17 protein-coding genes, 1 tRNA gene and 1 pseudogene are annotated in these 15,788 nt (G+C 71.0%); 11 read left to right on the top strand and 8 right to left on the bottom strand.

Annotation, left to right across the window (positions count from 1 at the left end; all coding sequences use genetic code 11):
• Nucleotides 1-108 precede the first annotated feature (108 nt).
• Together ITJ59_RS00215 and ITJ59_RS00210 are read right to left on the bottom strand one after the other, a co-directional pair.
• Nucleotides 109-1,179: an NAD-dependent epimerase/dehydratase family protein gene (locus ITJ59_RS00215; protein ID WP_194649096.1), complete on the bottom strand. Its 1,071-nt coding sequence runs from the start codon at nt 1,177-1,179 to the stop codon at nt 109-111.
• Nucleotides 1,176-2,117, bottom strand: coding sequence for an MTAP family purine nucleoside phosphorylase (locus ITJ59_RS00210; RefSeq protein WP_323749344.1), 942 nt, complete (start codon nt 2,115-2,117; stop codon nt 1,176-1,178). The genes ITJ59_RS00215 and ITJ59_RS00210 overlap by 4 nt, the downstream gene beginning before the upstream one ends.
• Before the next feature lie 114 nt (nt 2,118-2,231).
• On the opposite strand from ITJ59_RS00210, the gene glp reads away from it, so the two are divergent.
• The 9 genes and pseudogenes from glp (at nt 2,232) to ITJ59_RS00170 (ending at nt 8,529) form a co-directional block, all read left to right on the top strand.
• Complete coding sequence (glp, locus tag ITJ59_RS00205) at nt 2,232-3,458, top strand: gephyrin-like molybdotransferase Glp (protein WP_194649094.1); 1,227 nt, start codon at nt 2,232-2,234, stop codon at nt 3,456-3,458.
• Nucleotides 3,455-3,961 carry a cyclic pyranopterin monophosphate synthase MoaC gene (gene moaC / locus ITJ59_RS00200; protein WP_194649093.1) on the top strand — a complete coding sequence of 169 codons (507 nt, stop codon included), beginning with the start codon at nt 3,455-3,457 and terminating at the stop codon, nt 3,959-3,961. The genes glp and moaC overlap by 4 nt, the downstream gene beginning before the upstream one ends.
• Nucleotides 3,958-4,470: a MogA/MoaB family molybdenum cofactor biosynthesis protein gene (locus tag ITJ59_RS00195; RefSeq protein ID WP_194649092.1), complete on the top strand. Its 513-nt coding sequence runs from the start codon at nt 3,958-3,960 to the stop codon at nt 4,468-4,470. Before moaC ends, ITJ59_RS00195 begins: the two co-directional genes overlap by 4 nt.
• The gene (locus tag ITJ59_RS00190; RefSeq protein ID WP_194649091.1) at nt 4,467-4,916 is read left to right on the top strand and encodes a molybdopterin synthase catalytic subunit; all 450 of its coding nucleotides are present in this window, start codon (nt 4,467-4,469) and stop codon (nt 4,914-4,916) included. The genes ITJ59_RS00195 and ITJ59_RS00190 overlap by 4 nt, the downstream gene beginning before the upstream one ends.
• A 34-nt stretch (nt 4,917-4,950) precedes the next feature.
• Nucleotides 4,951-5,292 carry a hypothetical protein gene (locus ITJ59_RS00185; protein WP_194649090.1) on the top strand — a complete coding sequence of 114 codons (342 nt, stop codon included), beginning with the start codon at nt 4,951-4,953 and terminating at the stop codon, nt 5,290-5,292.
• Nucleotides 5,293-5,367: 75 nt separating this feature from the next.
• Complete coding sequence (locus ITJ59_RS00180) at nt 5,368-5,766, top strand: PLDc N-terminal domain-containing protein (protein WP_194649089.1); 399 nt, start codon at nt 5,368-5,370, stop codon at nt 5,764-5,766.
• A 2-nt stretch (nt 5,767-5,768) separates the two neighbouring features.
• Nucleotides 5,769-6,443 carry a hypothetical protein gene (locus tag ITJ59_RS00175; protein ID WP_194649088.1) on the top strand — a complete coding sequence of 225 codons (675 nt, stop codon included), beginning with the start codon at nt 5,769-5,771 and terminating at the stop codon, nt 6,441-6,443.
• A gap of 214 nt (nt 6,444-6,657) precedes the next feature.
• A pseudogene (locus ITJ59_RS19760) lies at nt 6,658-7,126 on the top strand (ATP-binding cassette domain-containing protein); the annotation flags it as partial.
• A gap of 56 nt (nt 7,127-7,182) precedes the next feature.
• Nucleotides 7,183-8,529 carry an ABC-F family ATP-binding cassette domain-containing protein gene (locus tag ITJ59_RS00170; protein WP_416354850.1) on the top strand — a complete coding sequence of 449 codons (1,347 nt, stop codon included), beginning with the start codon at nt 7,183-7,185 and terminating at the stop codon, nt 8,527-8,529.
• A 6-nt stretch (nt 8,530-8,535) separates the two neighbouring features.
• Here ITJ59_RS00170 and ITJ59_RS00165 read toward each other — a convergent pair whose 3' ends face one another.
• On the bottom strand, nt 8,536-8,976 hold the full coding sequence (locus tag ITJ59_RS00165) for a VOC family protein (RefSeq protein WP_194649086.1): 441 nt from the start codon (nt 8,974-8,976) through the stop codon (nt 8,536-8,538).
• A 38-nt stretch (nt 8,977-9,014) separates the two neighbouring features.
• Nucleotides 9,015-9,509 (bottom strand): MarR family winged helix-turn-helix transcriptional regulator, encoded by a 495-nt coding sequence (locus ITJ59_RS00160; RefSeq protein WP_194649085.1) that lies wholly within the window; start codon nt 9,507-9,509, stop codon nt 9,015-9,017.
• 79 nt (nt 9,510-9,588) lie between these two features.
• On the opposite strand from ITJ59_RS00160, the gene ITJ59_RS00155 reads away from it, so the two are divergent.
• Nucleotides 9,589-9,660 (top strand) — tRNA-Gln (locus ITJ59_RS00155).
• A gap of 189 nt (nt 9,661-9,849) precedes the next feature.
• Here the strand turns inward: ITJ59_RS00155 and ITJ59_RS00150 are convergent.
• The 4 genes from ITJ59_RS00150 to ITJ59_RS00135 form a co-directional block, all read right to left on the bottom strand.
• A complete protein-coding gene (locus tag ITJ59_RS00150) occupies nt 9,850-11,172 on the bottom strand; it encodes a cytochrome P450 (RefSeq protein ID WP_194649084.1) in 1,323 nt (440 codons plus the stop codon).
• 48 nt (nt 11,173-11,220) lie between these two features.
• Entirely contained in the window at nt 11,221-12,702 is a 1,482-nt protein-coding gene (locus tag ITJ59_RS00145) for an FAD-dependent oxidoreductase (protein WP_194649083.1), read from the bottom strand.
• 612 nt (nt 12,703-13,314) lie between these two features.
• The gene (locus ITJ59_RS00140) at nt 13,315-14,067 is read right to left on the bottom strand and encodes a CPBP family intramembrane glutamic endopeptidase (RefSeq protein WP_194649082.1); all 753 of its coding nucleotides are present in this window, start codon (nt 14,065-14,067) and stop codon (nt 13,315-13,317) included.
• Between the two features lie 140 nt (nt 14,068-14,207).
• Nucleotides 14,208-14,837: a CPBP family intramembrane glutamic endopeptidase gene (locus tag ITJ59_RS00135; protein WP_194649081.1), complete on the bottom strand. Its 630-nt coding sequence runs from the start codon at nt 14,835-14,837 to the stop codon at nt 14,208-14,210.
• A gap of 244 nt (nt 14,838-15,081) precedes the next feature.
• On the opposite strand from ITJ59_RS00135, the gene ITJ59_RS00130 reads away from it, so the two are divergent.
• Nucleotides 15,082-15,786, top strand: a complete 705-nt coding sequence (locus ITJ59_RS00130) for an ABC transporter permease (protein ID WP_194649080.1) — start codon at nt 15,082-15,084, stop codon at nt 15,784-15,786.
• Nucleotides 15,787-15,788 lie beyond the last annotated feature (2 nt).

Below are 15,788 nucleotides of genomic sequence, written 5' to 3'. Positions count from 1 at the left end.
GTCGCGCGTGGTCGCGCGTGGTCGCGCTGGGCGCGGGGCACTTCGTCGAGTGTGCAGAAGACGACGGGTCGCGTTGCGGCACTCGTCGTCTTCTGCTCACTCGGGTCGCTACTGGACGGGGCTGCGGAGGGGAGCGGTGGCGAAGTCCCGCATGCCCTGCTCGAAGTCGACCTCGGCGCGCCAGCCGAGCTCGGCGGCGATGCGGTCCGAGCTGGCCGTGACGTGGCGCACGTCGCCCAGGCGGTACTCGCCCGTGACGACCGGCTGCGGGCCGTCGGGTCCGGCGATCGCTGCGGCCATGTCGCCGATCGTGTGCACGACGCCGGAGCCGACGTTGTACGCGCGGAACGAGTCGGCGGGCAGCTCCGCGGTCGCGGCGATCGAGGCCGCGTTGGCGCCGGCGACGTCGTCGACGTGCACGAAGTCGCGGCGTTGGGCGCCGTCCTCGAAGACCCGCGGGGCCTCGCCGCGGGCCAGAGCCGAGCGGAACAGTGACGCGACACCGGCGTAGGGGGTGTTCGCGGGCATGCCGGGTCCGTAGACGTTGTGGTAGCGGAGCGCGACCGCACGGCCACCGGTCGCCCGGGCCCAGCTCGAGGCCAGGTGCTCCTGCGCGACCTTCGTCTGCGCGTAGACGTTGCGGGGGTCGAGCGCCGCGGACTCGTCGATCAGGCCCGGCAGCAGGGGGCGGCCGTCCGCACCGATCGGGTCGAACCGCCCGGCGTCGAGGTCCTCGCGGCGGCGGGCCGGCGGCCGGACGGGCTCGCCGTCGGCCGTCGTGTACGCACCCTCGCCGTAGACGACCATCGAGCTCGCGACGACGAGACGACCGATGTCGTGCCGGTCCATGCCGGCCAGCACGTGGGCGGTGCCGGCGTCGTTCGACGAGACGTAGTCGGGGGCGTCCTGGAAGTCGACGCCCAGGCCGACCTTGGCTGCCTGGTGGCACACGACGTCGATGCCGTCGAGTGCGGCGTCGAGGGCGACCCGGTCGCGGACGTCACCGTGGATGAACGCGATGCCCTGCTGCTGGTGGGCGCGGACGACCTCGCCGGGGTCCCCGTGCACGTCGTCACGGAGGGAGTCGAGGACCCGGACCTCGTGGCCGTCGGCCAGGGCGCGGCGGACGATGGCGGAGCCGATGAAGCCGGCGCCGCCGGTGACGAGCAGGCGGCTCATGCGGTGGGGCCCGCGGTAGCGGTGGGCTGGGTCTGCATGATGCTGGCGCTCGCGCTGGCCGGCACGAGTTCGCGCGGGGTGAAGTCGGCGGGGATCGCGGCGACGATCTCGCCGATGGCGCGGACGATCACCTCGTTGGCGCGGGCGAGGCGCTCCATCACGAGGGCGTGGGTGACGGGGGCGCCGGCGTCGTCGGAGGTGTCCGCCGTGGCTGCGTCCGCTGCGTCCGCTGTGGCCGCGTGGGCGGCCGCTGCGCCCGTCGTAGCCGCGTGGGCGGCCGCTGCGGCGGCTTCGTCCTCGGTCGGGGCCAGGCCGGCGTCGGCGTCGGTGACGAACGACAGGTTCACGGTGGCGATGCCGAGCTCTGCGGCGAGCGGGACCTCGGGGGTCATCGTCATGTTGATGGTGTGGCCACCGGCCTCGCGCAGCCAGACGGACTCGGCGCGCGTCGAGAAACGGGGGCCCTGGATGACGACGCACGTGCCGGTCGGCCGGAACGGCACGTCGAGGGCGGAGATCGCCTCGACGGCGGCACGGCGCAGCGTCGGGTCGAACGGGTCGGCGAACGACAGGTGCTGCACGTCGTCCTCGAAGAAGGTGTCCGCGCGGCCGAAGGTGCGGTCGATGAGCTGGTCGGTCACGACGAAGGTGCCGGGGGCGTAGTCCGGGTGCAGGCCACCGACGGCGCTCGAGGACACGATCGCGCGGACGCCCAGGGAGCGGAGTGCCCAGACGTTCGCACGGTGGTTGATGCGGTGCGGGGCGACGGAGTGCGCACGTCCGTGGCGCGTGAGGAACGCGACCCGACGGCCGGACATCGTGCCGATGCTGATCGAGCTCGAGGTCGGGCCGAACGGCGTCGGTACGTCCAGCTCCTCCGCGGTCCCCTCCTCGAACAGCTGGTAGAGGCCGGAGCCCCCGATGACTCCGATCGTCACGGCTTCGTCGTTCTCCACAGGTCCTCCGAAAGGTCGTCGGCGCGGTCTGCGCGCTGGATACGCTACTGATGTCGGCCCCGGGCGAACCGGGAGCCGCTCGTCGGAAGGGCACTCGTGCGCACCATCGGTCAACACCGCGACGGTCTGGAGGACCTGGTCGCCCCCGTCCTGTCAGCGCTCGGTCCGTCCCGCTGCACGATCGACGGCCTCGCGGTCGACACGCGCGCCGGGTCCGGACACCGCGTGCTCGCCGCGGCGGTGCACTCCCCGGTTCCGCTCCCGCCCTTCGACAACAGTCAGATGGACGGCTTCGCCGTCCGGGTGGCCGATGCCGGGCAGCGCGTCCGGGTCGTCGCGCCCATCCCGGCCGGGGTCGTGCCCGCGCCGCTCGCCGCCGGTACTGCCGCGCCGATCATGACCGGCGCGCGGATCCCCGACGGTGCCGACGCGGTCTTCCCGGTGGAGGCCACGTCGCCGGGGTCCTTCCCGGCCGCGCTCGACCTGGGGCACGTCACGGTGCCCGCTGACCTCGTGCCGGGCGCCTTCGTGCGTGCGACCGGCAGCGACCTGGCGCTCGGTGCGTCCCTCGCGCCGACCGGTGCGCCGATCACCCCCGCCCTGCTCGGCGCGCTCGCGTCCGCCGGGGTGTCCACCGTGCAGGTCCGTCGACCGCTGCAGGTCCTGGTCGTGTCGACCGGCTCCGAGCTGCAGGGCGCGGACACCGCCGCGGCGACGATCGGCGACGCGAACGGCATCGCGCTCCGGGCGGCGCTCGCCGAGGTGGGCGCTTCGTCCCGCACGGTGCGGGTCCCCGACGACGTCGAGGCCTTCGGCAGCGCGCTCGACGACGCCGTGGGGGACTGGGCCGACCTCGTGCTCACCACCGGGGGGATCAGCGCCGGCGCGTACGAGGTGGTCCGGCAGGCGCTCGAACCCCGCGGGCTGGCCGTGACCCCGGTCGCGATGCAGCCCGGCGGGCCGCAGGCGTTCGGCACCGTGGTGATCGCCGGTCGACCGGTGCCGGTGGTGTCGTTCCCCGGCAACCCGGTGTCGGCGCTCGTCTCGTTCGAGGTCTTCCTCCGTCCGCTGCTCGCGCCACTCGTCGGGCTGCCGGCCGACCGCCCCGAGCTGCACCTGCCCGCGGCCACGGCTGCTGTCTCGCCGGTCGGCAAGCACCAGGTGCGCCGCGGCCGGGTCGTCGACGGGGCCGTCCACTTCGTCGGCGGACCGAGTTCCCACCTGCTCGCGCACTACGCCGCCGCCACGCACCTCGTCCACGTCCCGGTGGGGGTCGACGCCGTCGAACCCGGTGACGTCCTGACCGTCTGGAGTCTCCGGTGACCGAGCCCGCCACCCCGTCCGAACCGTCCGACCAGACGACCCTGTCGCACGTCCGCGCCGACGGATCCGCGCACATGGTCGACGTCTCCGACAAGGCCGTCACCGACCGCTCGGCGACGGCGACCGCCACGGTCGTCACCCGGCCCGACGTCGTCGCCCGGATCCTCGACGGCTCCCTGCCGAAGGGCGAGGTGATCGGCACCGCCCGCATCGCCGCGATCATGGCCGTGAAGAAGACCTCCGACCTCATCCCGCTCTGCCACCCGCTGCCGATCGCCGGCGTGCAGGTCGACATCACCGGTACCGACGACCGCGTGCTGATCGAGGTCGCCGTCCGGACGACCTCGCGCACCGGCGTCGAGATGGAAGCCCTGACCGGCGCGAGCGTCGCGGCCCTGACCGTGTACGACATGGTGAAGGCCGTCGACCGGGCGGCCTCGATCACGGACATCCGGGTGCTCGAGAAACACGGCGGCCGGACCGGAGACTGGAGCAACCGATGACCTCGCAGCCGACCAGGGGCCGTGCCGCTGTCGTGGTGGTGTCCACGCAGGCCGCCGCCGACCCGGCACTCGACCGCACCGGGCCCGTCATCGCCGCGTGGCTGCGCGAGCGGGACTTCACCGTCGCCGAGCCCGTGATCATCCCCGACGGCGGGGCCATCACCGAGACCGTGACCGCCGAACTGCTCGCCGACGCGCGTGTCGTCATCACCACGGGCGGCACCGGCGTCACCCCGACCGACCGGACACCCGAGGCCATCGCACCCCTCATCGACCTGGAGCTGCCCGGTGTCCTCGAAGAGGTCCGTCGTCGCGGGCTCGCCGGGGCCGGCCCGACCGCACTCCTGAGCCGTGGCATCGCCGGCATCAGCTCCGGCGGCTCCCTGATCGTCACCCTGCCCGGTTCGCGCGGCGGGGTGGCGGACGGACTGGCCGTGCTCGACGGGCTGCTCGACCACGTGCTCGCCCAGGTGCACGGCGAGGGCCACGCACCGCGGAGCGCGTCGTGACCGCGTCCCCGTCCCCGGCACCGGACGCGCGCGTCGTCCTCGCCGACGTCGTCGATCGGTTGATCACCGTCGACGAGGTCTCGGCCGTCGTCGCCACCGACCAGGACGGCGCCGTCGTCACCTTCGCCGGCGTCGTGCGCGACCACGACGGCGGCAAGGGCGTCACCGCGCTCGACTACGAGCGGCACCCCAGCGCCGGCGACGTCATCGCCGAGGTCGCCCGCACCATCGCCGACGCCCACCCCGACGTCCGCATCGCCGTGCTCCACCGGGTCGGGGCACTCGGCATCGGGGACGTCGCGCTCGCCGCAGCGGTGGCGTCGTCGCACCGTGCCCAGGCGTTCGCGGCGTGCGGCGAGTTGGTCGACCTGGTGAAGGAGCGGGTGCCGATCTGGAAGCACCAGCGGTTCACCGACGGGGCGGACGAGTGGGTCGCTGCCCTGTGATGGATGCTCAGGTCCGGCTGGTTCACTCGGGTCGGTGACCGACACCGCAGCACAGGCCGAGTGGCGCTGGGCGCTCGCCGACGAGCAGGCACGCGTCCTGCTCGCCGAGCCGGCGCCACGTCGCTTCTCCATCGCGCTCGCTGCGGGCGCTCTCGCGGGCGTCGTCACCGCCGTGCTCGCGACCGCACTCTCGTTCGAGCCTGGTTCGACGGGTCGCTGGATCACCGCGATCATCGCAAGCGTTCTCGGCCTGGTGCTCCTGCTGGCCGACGCGGCCGTCGCTGCGCTGTACGCCGTCGGGACCGTTTCCGTGTTCCGCGACGTCGTCGGCGCGAGACGGTACCTCGACACCGAGCCTGTACGGCCCCGCAGCTGACCGTGGCCGGATCGCAACACCGGCACGCGTTCGGGGCATGGCGACAGCCCTCAGGTTCTCCATAGAATCTCGAACATGAGCGTCTTGCTGCCCGGGATCACCGTCATCCTGCTGGTCTTCGCCCTGATCGACATCCTGACGAAGAACGACGACCAGATCCGCGGTCTGCCGAAGATCGCGTGGGTGATCCTCGTGATCCTGGTCCCCGTCGTCGGCAGCATCGTCTGGTTCGCCATCGGCCACGACTGGGCACCGGGTGAGCGGAACCACGGCCGTTACCTCGAGCCCACCCGCCACGAGGACCGATACGCCACCCTCGGCGATGCCCGGAACGCCCACGGCGCGAAGCGCATCAGCGGCACGGAGCAGGAGCTCGCCGAGCTCGAGCGCGAGATCGAGTACTGGGAGGCGCAGGCTCGCCTGAAGCGCGCGAAGGAAGCCGCAGGCGAGGGCGACGCCGCTCCCGCGAGCTGACCGTGTCCGTTCCGGCTGCGCACAACGCGACCCATGCCACGCTCTCGGACGAGACCTGGCAGCAGCTCGAGGACCGTCTCGCTGGCACTCCGGCCGGTCCGCGCGTCCGCCGTTCGACAGTCCGACGGATCATCGTGATCGGCGTGGCCGTGGTCGCAGCAGCCACAGCCGGGTGGCTCGGCGCCGTCTGGCTGCCGGGGTTGGACCTGCCGCAGTCCGGCGCAGACCTGCCGGGCTGGACGTTCTTCGCCATCCTCCCGCTCATGATCGCTGGCCCGGTCTGCTGGGTCACCGCAATCGTCCGGGGCGGTGGGAACTTGCAGAGCGCGATCTCCGACCCGACGCTCGGGCTTGCCCGTGCCGACCGCCGACGGATCGAGCGCATGGCTCGTGGGCGGCAGCCAGCCGACCTGCAGCACCGGACCGCGCTCGTCGCGCTCGCCGGCCGTCGAATCAACCGATCGACATCGACGTTCTGGCTTGCCCTCGGGTGGACGCCGTTCGCGTTCGCCCAGTTCCTGCTCAACTGGGGGACGTGGTTCGGACTGCTGTACGCACTCCTCGCGGTGTTCTTCCTCGCGATGCTGCTCTGGACCGTCCGCAAGCGGAGGCAGTGGCGAGCGTTCCTGCAGGAGACCGAGCCCCGCGCGGGAGCCGAGCCGACCCCCGCGAGCTGACCCGGGCCTCCAGGCCGACGCGCCGGCGCACCGCGCGCGTTCTGTCGTGTGGTGCGAGGTTGCACGCTCCGTGCGCCGCTACGACCTCGCACCGAGCGACCAACCTCGCACCACTCGACGAACCCCGCACCGTGCACCCCGGGCCCACCCCGGCCCCACCACCCGAATCACCCCCGCGCACCGACCACCCCGCCGCGCCGCCTACCCTTGACGCGTGGCTCATCTCCTCGGCGCCGAGAACCTCCATCTCGAGTTCCCCACCAAGGTCGTCTTCGACAACGTCACCCTCGGCATCGACGAGGGGGACCGGATCGGCGTGGTCGGACGCAACGGCGACGGCAAGTCGACCTTGCTCGCACTGCTGTCCCAGCGCCTCGAACCCGACGACGGCCGCGTCACGCACCGCCGCGGGCTGACGGTCGGCTACCTCGACCAGCGCGACATCCTGCCCGAGGGCGCGACCGTCGGCAGCACCGTCGTCGGCGACCTGGAAGAGCACGAGTGGGCCGGCGACCCGAAGATCCGTGACGTCATCGGCGGCCTGGTGTCGGACATCCCGTGGGACGTCAGCGTCGACGAGCTGTCCGGTGGCCAGCGCCGCCGCGTGGCACTCGCACGCCTGCTCGTCGGTGACTGGGACGTCCTGTTCCTCGACGAGCCCACCAACCACCTGGACGTCGAGGGCATCCAGTGGCTCGCCGAGCACATCAACCGTCGCTGGTCGTCGAACCAGGGCGGCATGGTGGTCGTGACGCACGACCGGTGGTTCCTCGACGCGGTGTCGACCGACACGTGGGAGGTCCACGACGGCGTCGTCGACCCGTTCGAGGGCGGCTACGCGGCGTACATCCTGCAGCGCGTCGAGCGCGACCGGCAGGCCGCTGCCAGCGAGCAGCGCCGCCAGAACCTGGCCCGCAAGGAGCTCGCGTGGTTGCGCCGTGGCGCACCGGCCCGGACGAGCAAGCCGAAGTTCCGCATCGACGCCGCGAACGCCCTGATCGACGACGTGCCGCCGATCCGCGACACGGTCGCGCTGGCGAAGACGGCGACCGCCCGCCTCGGCAAGGACGTCGTCGACCTGCTCGACGTCAGCGTCTCGTTCGACGGCACGCAGATCCTCGACCGAATCGAGTGGCGCATCGCACCGGGGGAGCGGACCGGCATCCTCGGCCCGAACGGCGCCGGCAAGTCGACGCTGCTCAACCTCGTCTCGGGCACGCTCGCGCCGACCAGCGGCCGCGTGAAGACGGGCAAGACCGTGCAGGTCGCGATCCTCGACCAGCAGCTCGCCGACCTGGCGCAGTTCGCGAACGACCGCGTGCGCGAGGTCGTCGCGCGCAAGAAGACGAGCTACGTCGCGGACGGCAAGGAGATGACGCCGGCACAGCTGCTCGAGCGCCTCGGCTTCACGGCGGAGCAGCTCTCCACGCCGGTCAAGGACCTATCCGGTGGGCAGAAGCGCCGCCTGCAGCTCATGCTCATCCTGCTCGACGAGCCGAACGTGCTGATCCTCGACGAGCCCACGAACGACCTCGACACCGACATGCTCGCCGCCATGGAGGACCTGCTCGACACCTGGCCAGGCACCCTGCTGGTCGTCTCCCACGACCGGTACCTGCTCGAGCGCGTCACCGACCAGCAGTACGCCGTGCTCGGCGGGCACCTGCGGCACCTGCCCGGCGGCGTCGACGAGTACATGCGGCTGCGTGCGGCCGGTACCGGTGGCCGGACCGCCTCTGCGGCTGCCGCCGCGTCTGCCGGGAGGCCCGACACCGCTGGCGGGACCGGCTCGGCCGGTGCCGTGGCCGGTTCCAGTGCGTCGGCCGGTTCCGGCGCGTCGGCTGCGGCCGCCTCGAGCTTGTCGGGAGCGGAGCGTCGGACGGCCGAGAAGGAGATGTCGGCGCTCGACCGCAAGATCGCCCGCGTCGGCGGTGAGCGCAAGAAGCTGCTCGACGACTTCGCCACCCACGACCAGTCGGACTACGCCGGGCTCGGGGAACTGCAGGCGAAGCTCGCGGCGCACGAGGCCGAGATCGAGCAGCTCGAAGAGCGCTGGCTCGAGGTCGCTGAGCTGCTCGGGGTCTGAGCAGCTCTACTCCGCTGGCTTCGCGTCCTCGGGGGCCCCGCCGCCGGGGTTCGCGACGACCTCCCACAGGTGCCCGTCCGGGTCCTGGAAGAAGCCGGACCACATGCCCCACGGGCGCGTGTACGGCGCCGCGAGCATCGTCGCGCCGGCGATCCGGGCCCGGTCGAGGAACGCTTCGGCGTCGGCCTGGCTGTCGACGAAGTGCCCGATCGTGCTGCTCGGCGCCGTCGCGAGGGTCACCCCGGAGTCCTTCCCCAGGTCGTCACGCCCGTAGACGCTGACGATCAGACCGTCGTCGAGGGTGAACATCGCCGTCGTCCCACCGGCCTGGGTCTCCGTCGACGGGTACTCGGTGCCGATGATCCCGCTGCCCTCGACCCCGAGCAGGGCGCGGTAGAAGTCCGCCGATCGTGCGACGTCGGCGACGGCCAGGGTGATCGCGTGCATGGGCCGGAGGCTACCCCGGGTCTCGTCGGTCGGGCGGCTCAGTCGCCGAGGCCGAGGATGAGTCGCCGCAGCAGCCCGGCGAGCTGGTCTTGCTCGTCATCGGAGACACCCGCCAAGATGTCCCGCTCCGCCGTCAACAGGTCCGCGATCGCGGCGTCGACGGCGACCCGGCCCTTTCCCGTCAGCGAGACGAGGATGCCCCGGCCGTCCTTCGGGTCCGTGCGCCGACCGACCAGCCCGCGTGCTGCCAGCCGGTCCACCCGGTTCGTCATGGTGCCGCTCGACACCAGCGTCTGCTGCAGCAGGATCTTCGGGCTCAGCTCGTACGGCTCACCAGCGCGCCGCAGGGCCGACAGCACGTCGAACTCCCACGGCTCCATGTCGCCGGCGTCGAACGCCGTGCGCCGGGCGCGATCGAGGTGCCGGGCGAGCCGGTCCACGCGGGACAGGACCTCGAGCGGGCCGAAGTCCAGGTCCGCACGCTCACGACCCCACGCCGCGACGATGCGGTCGACCTCGTCCTGTGGCGGCATCCCTCCATCTTGGCCGAACGCGGGGCGGACGGCCAGCCTCGTCGGTCATGGGAAGATGGACGAGCACCCACGGGTGTGTTCCGCCTTGGTGTAATGGCAGCACGACGGCCTTTGGTGCCGTTAGGTCCGGGTTCGAATCCTGGAGGCGGAGCTGCCTGGGCTTCGGTGGCCGACCGCGGGAGTGATCGCTGGGCTGCTGATGACTCGCGAGGTTGGCTGACCGGAACAGCATGGACAGCCGACTCGGCCGCACGGCACCGGACCCACGACTGCTCCACAAAGGAGTCGAAACCTGTTCACGACGAGGGAGCCCGGTCAGGTCGGTCACTGCGCAGGAGCATCACTCCGTCGCGGGCGATGTCGGGGGTTCGCGTCGAGCGCGTCCGATCGCGGGGCGAACGCCGTCGAAGGTGATGCGCAGCTCGCTCGGTCCGCGGAGGAGCGCGTTGCGGCGGTAGGGCGGCGGATCGATGACCAGCTGCGGGTTGATGAGGCGCCCGAAGAGGCCGGCGAGAGCGATCTGGGTTTCCAGCCGTGCCAATGGCGCCCCGAAGCATGCGTGGATGCCGGCGCCGAAGCTGAGGTGGTCGTTGCCGGCGCGGTGCGGGTTGAACTGGTCCGGGTCGACGAAGTGGCGAGGGTCGCGGTTCGCGGCTGCCCATGCGATCCAGACCGGTGAACCTGCGGGGATGGTGACGCCTGCAACGGTGACGTCGGCGAGGGCGACGTACTTCGGTGTCACCTGGGCGGGCGGTTCGACGCGGATGAGCTCTTCGAAGACCTGCGCGATCGTGTGCGGGTGGTCGCGGATGAGGTCGATGGTCTCGGGATGGCGCAGCAGGGTGAGTGTGCCGTTGGCGATCATGTTGACGGTGGTCTCGTGGCCGCCGATGAGCAACATGATGGACGTGTTGAGGATCTCGGTGCGCGACATCGGCCCGTCGGGGCCGTGGTCGTTGACGAGGCCGGACAGGAGGTCGGCCTGCGGGGTGCCCTTCCGCGCGTCGGCGAGGTCGCCGAGGTAGGCCGCCATCTCGCGGGATGCGTCGTCGGCTTCGCGGCGCTTGACCGCAGCGTCTGCGTCGTCGACCGCTTCCGGCGGCGCGATGACGGCTTGGCTCCACTCGTGGAAGCGGGGCTCGTCCTCCGGGGGGACCCCGAGCACGTCGCAGATCATCGCCACAGGGAGCGGGTACGCGAAGGCTTCGACGACGTCGATCTCCGTGCGGCCGGCGAACCCGTCGATGAGGTCATGGGTGATGGCGTCGATGTCCTGGCGGAGCCCGTCGATGTAGTCGGCGGCGTGCGGCGGGCCGAAGTGGCGCATCGTCTGCCGGCGGAGCCGGTCGTGGACCGGCGGGTCGGTCATCACGAACGCGGACGTCAGCCCGGGCTCACCCGCGTCAGCACCCGCTTCGCGGTGCGCGGCCATCGGGTCGGAGCTGATGCGGGGGTCGTGCACGAGCTGCAGGATCTCGTCGTACCCGGTGATGAGGAACGCGTCGTTGTCGAGCCGCTGCACCGGCTGGGTGCGGAGCTGCTCGTAGTGGGGGTTGGGGTCGGGTCGACTGTCCTGCTCGAGCAACGTCTCCCAGGTCGCCGACGCGGTCGCTGTCGTCGATGCGGCGTCGGTGGTCGGTGTGGTCTGCGGGGTGTCGGTCATCGTGTTCTACTCCTGGTGGGTTCGATCAGTGGCGGGCGATGCCGGGCGCTACCGCGCCGCTGACAGCGTGGTGTCGGCGGCGGGATCGACCGTCGGGTCTTCGAGGGGGAAGGCTGCGCCGGCTTCGATCTGCGCCCGGTAGTACGGCAACCACTTCGACTGGTTCACGGCGACCGCGGCGACCAGGCGGCCGTCACGGCCGAACGTGACCACCGCGGATCGCGCTGCGAGGGATCCTTGTGTGATCTGTGCCGTGTCGGCGATCGCCGGTTCTCCCGCCGCTTTGAGCACCTGCCCGAACTGCGTCGTCCAGAACACCGGCACGTCCTGATGGGGTGTGTCAGTGCCGTGCACCATGTTCCGCGCTGCGGTCTCGGCTCGTCCGACGGCGGCGCCCCAGTGTTCACTCGTCCACGCGCCTGGCCCGGCAAGCGGGTTCGGGTGCCGGGCGATGTCCCCGGCGACGAACACGTCGAGCATGGGGTGGCCGTCGTCGCTGAGGGCATGGTGGGCCGCGTCGCAGAGCACGCCCCCGTCGTCGCTCGCGATGCCGGATCCGGCGAGCCATCCGCTGTTCGGGATGGCGCCGATCGCGACGACGGCCACGTCGACATCGATCGTGGAGCCGTCGGTGAGCTGTACTGCGGTGAGCCGTCCCGCATCGTCACCGAGCATGGCCGTGACGCTGGTGCCGGTCCGGAGATCGACATCGTGCTCGTGGTGGATGCTGCGCATCATCTCGCCGATGGCTGTCCCGAAGAGTTTCGCCATGGGTGCTGGCCCGCGGTCGACGACGGTGACGGGAATGCCGAGGCTGCTGCAGGAGGAGGCGATCTCACCGCCGGTGAATCCGCCGCCGATCACCAGCACCCTCCGGGGGTCGGCCGACAGTCGTTCGCGGATCGCGGCGGCGTCCTCAGCGGTGCGGAGCACGACGACGCCGTCCAGCGCTGCCTCGGCGGCGATGGGCCAGGGGCGGGAGCGGCGGCCGGTGGTGATCAGCAGGCGGTCGTAGCCGACTCGCGCACCGCTCTGCAGGAGCACCTGCTTGGCACCGGTGGTGAGGGACGTGGCGGTCTCGCCGAGCCGCCAGTCGACGTCGAGGTCCGCGGCGTGCGGCAACCGTGTCGTGGTGGTGCCGACAACGCCCGTGAGCACCTGCTTCGACAGCGGCGGACGGTCGTAGGGCAGGTGCGGTTCGTCACCGAGCACGGTGATCGTGCCGGTGAAACCGGCTGTGCGGAGCGTCTCGGCAGCAGTGAGACCGGCCAGTGACGCGCCGACGATGACGACTCGTTCGTCCGCGGCGAGCGGAGTGTGCACCGGTTCAGCGGTGTCAGCTGGTCGTACCGGCAGACGTGCACCCCCGACACGGATCGCCTGGACGGGGCACGCGGCTGCCGACTGCAGCACCCGGAAACGTTCGGCGTCGGAGGGGTTGGGGTTGTAGGCGAGCGCTTCCTCGCCCTCGAACCGGAACACCCCCGGCGCAAGGAAGCAGCACTGCGCATAGCTCTGACATTTCGTCATGTCGACCGCGATCTCCACGAAGACCTCCCGGGTTCTCGTTGTGGGACGTTCCCATCGTCGGCGGCGCACCAACTCGATTCGTCCCGCAGTCGTGGTAGTCCGATCACTGCTTCTGCAGTACGTCAGGCGCGCCCACATCTGCTGGCGTGATGCCCGAGCCTGGGGTGCAGTCACCGGTTCGATGGGCATGCGCCGATGACGATCGGGGAGCGGTGGGTCGTCGGGCGGCGGTGCTGAGGCTGGTGGCGCGCAGACCGGGTGCAGTTGCGGAGCCCCGCCAGCAGCAGGGCGACGCAGCGTGTAGCTCGTGAGCCGGTCAGGTCAACCGTTGCGGCGGCTGGGCATCGACGGCGTCGGTGCGGCGCCTGTACCCGAAGCTCGAAGACCATCGAGCCGAGCGTGCGCGTCTGCTTCCCGAGGCACGGTCGAGTGTGACCCGGTGAGCCACCGCGGCATGCCGATCGACACGGAACTCGAAGAGGTCGCGTTCGCCTTCAACCGCCAGGTGCTCGGATCAACGCCTCGATCCGTCGTGTGCTCCGTGAGAAGTTCCGCCTCGGACTCTTCGAGGACCTGTACGTCGACGTGGACCTCGCCGACGTCGACGTCGGGTCAGGCGCTCACCGCTGCTCCGATGATCGCGGCGGTGAAGAGGACCCAGTCGTTGATGATGTGGGCGCCGGTGCTGACCGCGATGTTCTTCGTGCGGATGTACGCGAGCGTGAGGACGAGTCGTGCGACGCCGATGATCAGGAACGCCTGTGCGAAGTTCCACCCGTAGGTCGGCAGGTGGGCTGCACCGAACCAGATCGCCGTCGCGAGCCAGGCGATGAGGATGCCCTGGGTGCGCGTGAGTCCGATGCGGTGGCACAGTGCCATGACCGCGAGGAACGGCAGGATGGTGAAGAGCTCTTCGCCGAGCAGTTGGATCGCGGTCCCGACGTAGAACGCGACGATCTCACCCGCGCCGTGGATGCCGTCGGTCGCGGTGTTGGCGTTGCTGCCGAAGATCGCCTTGACGATGATGCCGACCGCGAACGACACGATGAGGCTGAGGATCGCGAACACGATCATGGTGCCGAAGTCGCGTGCGGTGGTGCGTTGGAAGATGCGCGCCCAGTGCCGTTTCGTGAAGGCGATGAGGACGGCGAGCATGATCGCGGTGAAGAGGAACCGTGGCACGAGCGACTGGATGTTGTTCGCAGCCGGGTAGAAGCTCAGCACGGTGATGCCGGCCACGCAGGCGATGATGATCGTCACCCACTGCCATGCGGGGATCCGGATCGGGTCGCCGTCGTAGAACGGGAAGTCCCGACCGTCTGCTCGTTCGATCGCCTTGCCGTACCGTCGTTCGTCGGTTGCCATGATGTGTCCCCTCGATCGTTGTGTCGCCCGCGACGGGCTGCGGGAGGATGCGTCCCGACCGTGCGTGAGCGACGGTGACGCCGAGCGCGACCGGTGCCTGATCCGCACCGCCCTGTGTCGCGACTCGCTTCCTTCGGAATCTAGCGTGGCGGTCGCGGGAGGCGCTCGTCCGCGTGTCGGATCACGAACGGGACGGCGATGAGCGCGAGCGCGAACGTGGGGAACTCCAGAACCGCGCCGAAGCCGGCCATCGCGCCCGGTGTGCCATGTCCGATCGCGAAGACCATCTGCTGGATCGTGGGCGCGAGGTCCTGGCCGAGGAAGGCGTTCGCTCCGTGCAGCAGGCCGAACAGGGCCGAGGTGAGGAACCACACCCACCCTTCACCGAGGCGGCTCCGGAGCGCCGTGAGCACGAGCGCGCGGGTGGTGATCTCCTCGGTGAAGCCGACGAGCAGCAGGACGAGGGAAGCGGCGAAGAACGCTCCGTCGTAGGAACCCCAGTCGACGGCGCTGAGGTTGACGGCGAGCGCGACGAACATGATGATCGGCGCGATGATCGGCCAGCGGACGCTGCGGTGGCGGTCGAACAGTGCGGGGCGCCACCAACCGAGCAGCGTCGTCGTGATGGCCATCAGCACGGCGCCGATGATGGGTGAGAGACCGGCCCCGATGAACAGGGTGTGCCCGTTGCGTCCGAACTGGTCGTACGGGATCCCGGAGAGCCGCTGCACAGTGAAGAACACCGCGACGTACCCGACGTAGATGGCCAAGCCGATCCACACGCGAGGTCGGACCTTCAGCGCGCGTTCTTCGCGACGGGGTGGAGGTGCTTCCACCCGCCGACGAGCGCTGTGGTCGTCCGGCCGAGCACCCAGAGCCGACCGTACGCGCTGCACGCGCCGTCTGATCTTCCCCGGTCAGAACCGCCCCGCGCGGCTACTGTCAGACGGACGCAGCGCCCCTGCGGGACGACGGCCGACCAGTCGGCTGTCCGACGACGATCGGGATGCCGACGTGAACTGGATCATCGCGAACTTCGGGCTCATCTGGAGCCTCACCGTCACGCACACGGCGCTCGCCGCCGTGCCGATCGTGCTCGGGTTCATCGTGTCGGTGCCGCTGGGCTGGGTGGCGAACCGGTGGCGCGCAGTCCGCTCGGTCATCGTCGGCGGCGGCAGTCTGCTCTACACGATCCCGTCGCTGCCGCTGTTCGTGATCCTGCCGTACCTGCTCGGGACCCGGATCACGGACCCCGTGAACATCGTCGTCGGGCTGTCCGTCTACGCGGTCGCCATCATGGTGCGGTTGGCATCTGATGCCTTCGGTGCCGTCCCGGCGGACGTCGTCGACTCGGCCACCTCGGTCGGGTTCTCGGCGTGGCACCGCTTCTGGGCGGTCGAGTTCCCGTTGGCCGGACCCGTCCTGCTCGCCGGGATGCGGGTGGTCTCCGCGAGCACGGTCGCCCTGGTCTCGGTGGGTGCCCTGGTCGGCTCCGCGAACATCGGGTTCCTGTTCACCGACGGTCGGCAGCGTCAGTTCCTCGAGGAGATCCTCGTCGGCGTCGTGGCGAGCCTCGTCATCGCACTGGTCTTCGACACCGTCCTGGTGGCGATCGGGCGCCTCCTGATGCCGTGGTCGCGTCACATCGATCGGCGGTCGCGGGGATTGCGGCGGACACGGCGGCGGGCAGCGCTGGCGACGATCGAGCGGGGGGCCTGACG

Origin of the sequence: Curtobacterium sp. VKM Ac-1393 (genome assembly GCF_015350995.1) — a bacterium.
Taxonomy (GTDB): Bacteria; Actinomycetota; Actinomycetes; order Actinomycetales; family Microbacteriaceae; genus Curtobacterium.
This window is presented reverse-complemented; position numbering and strand designations above follow the sequence as displayed.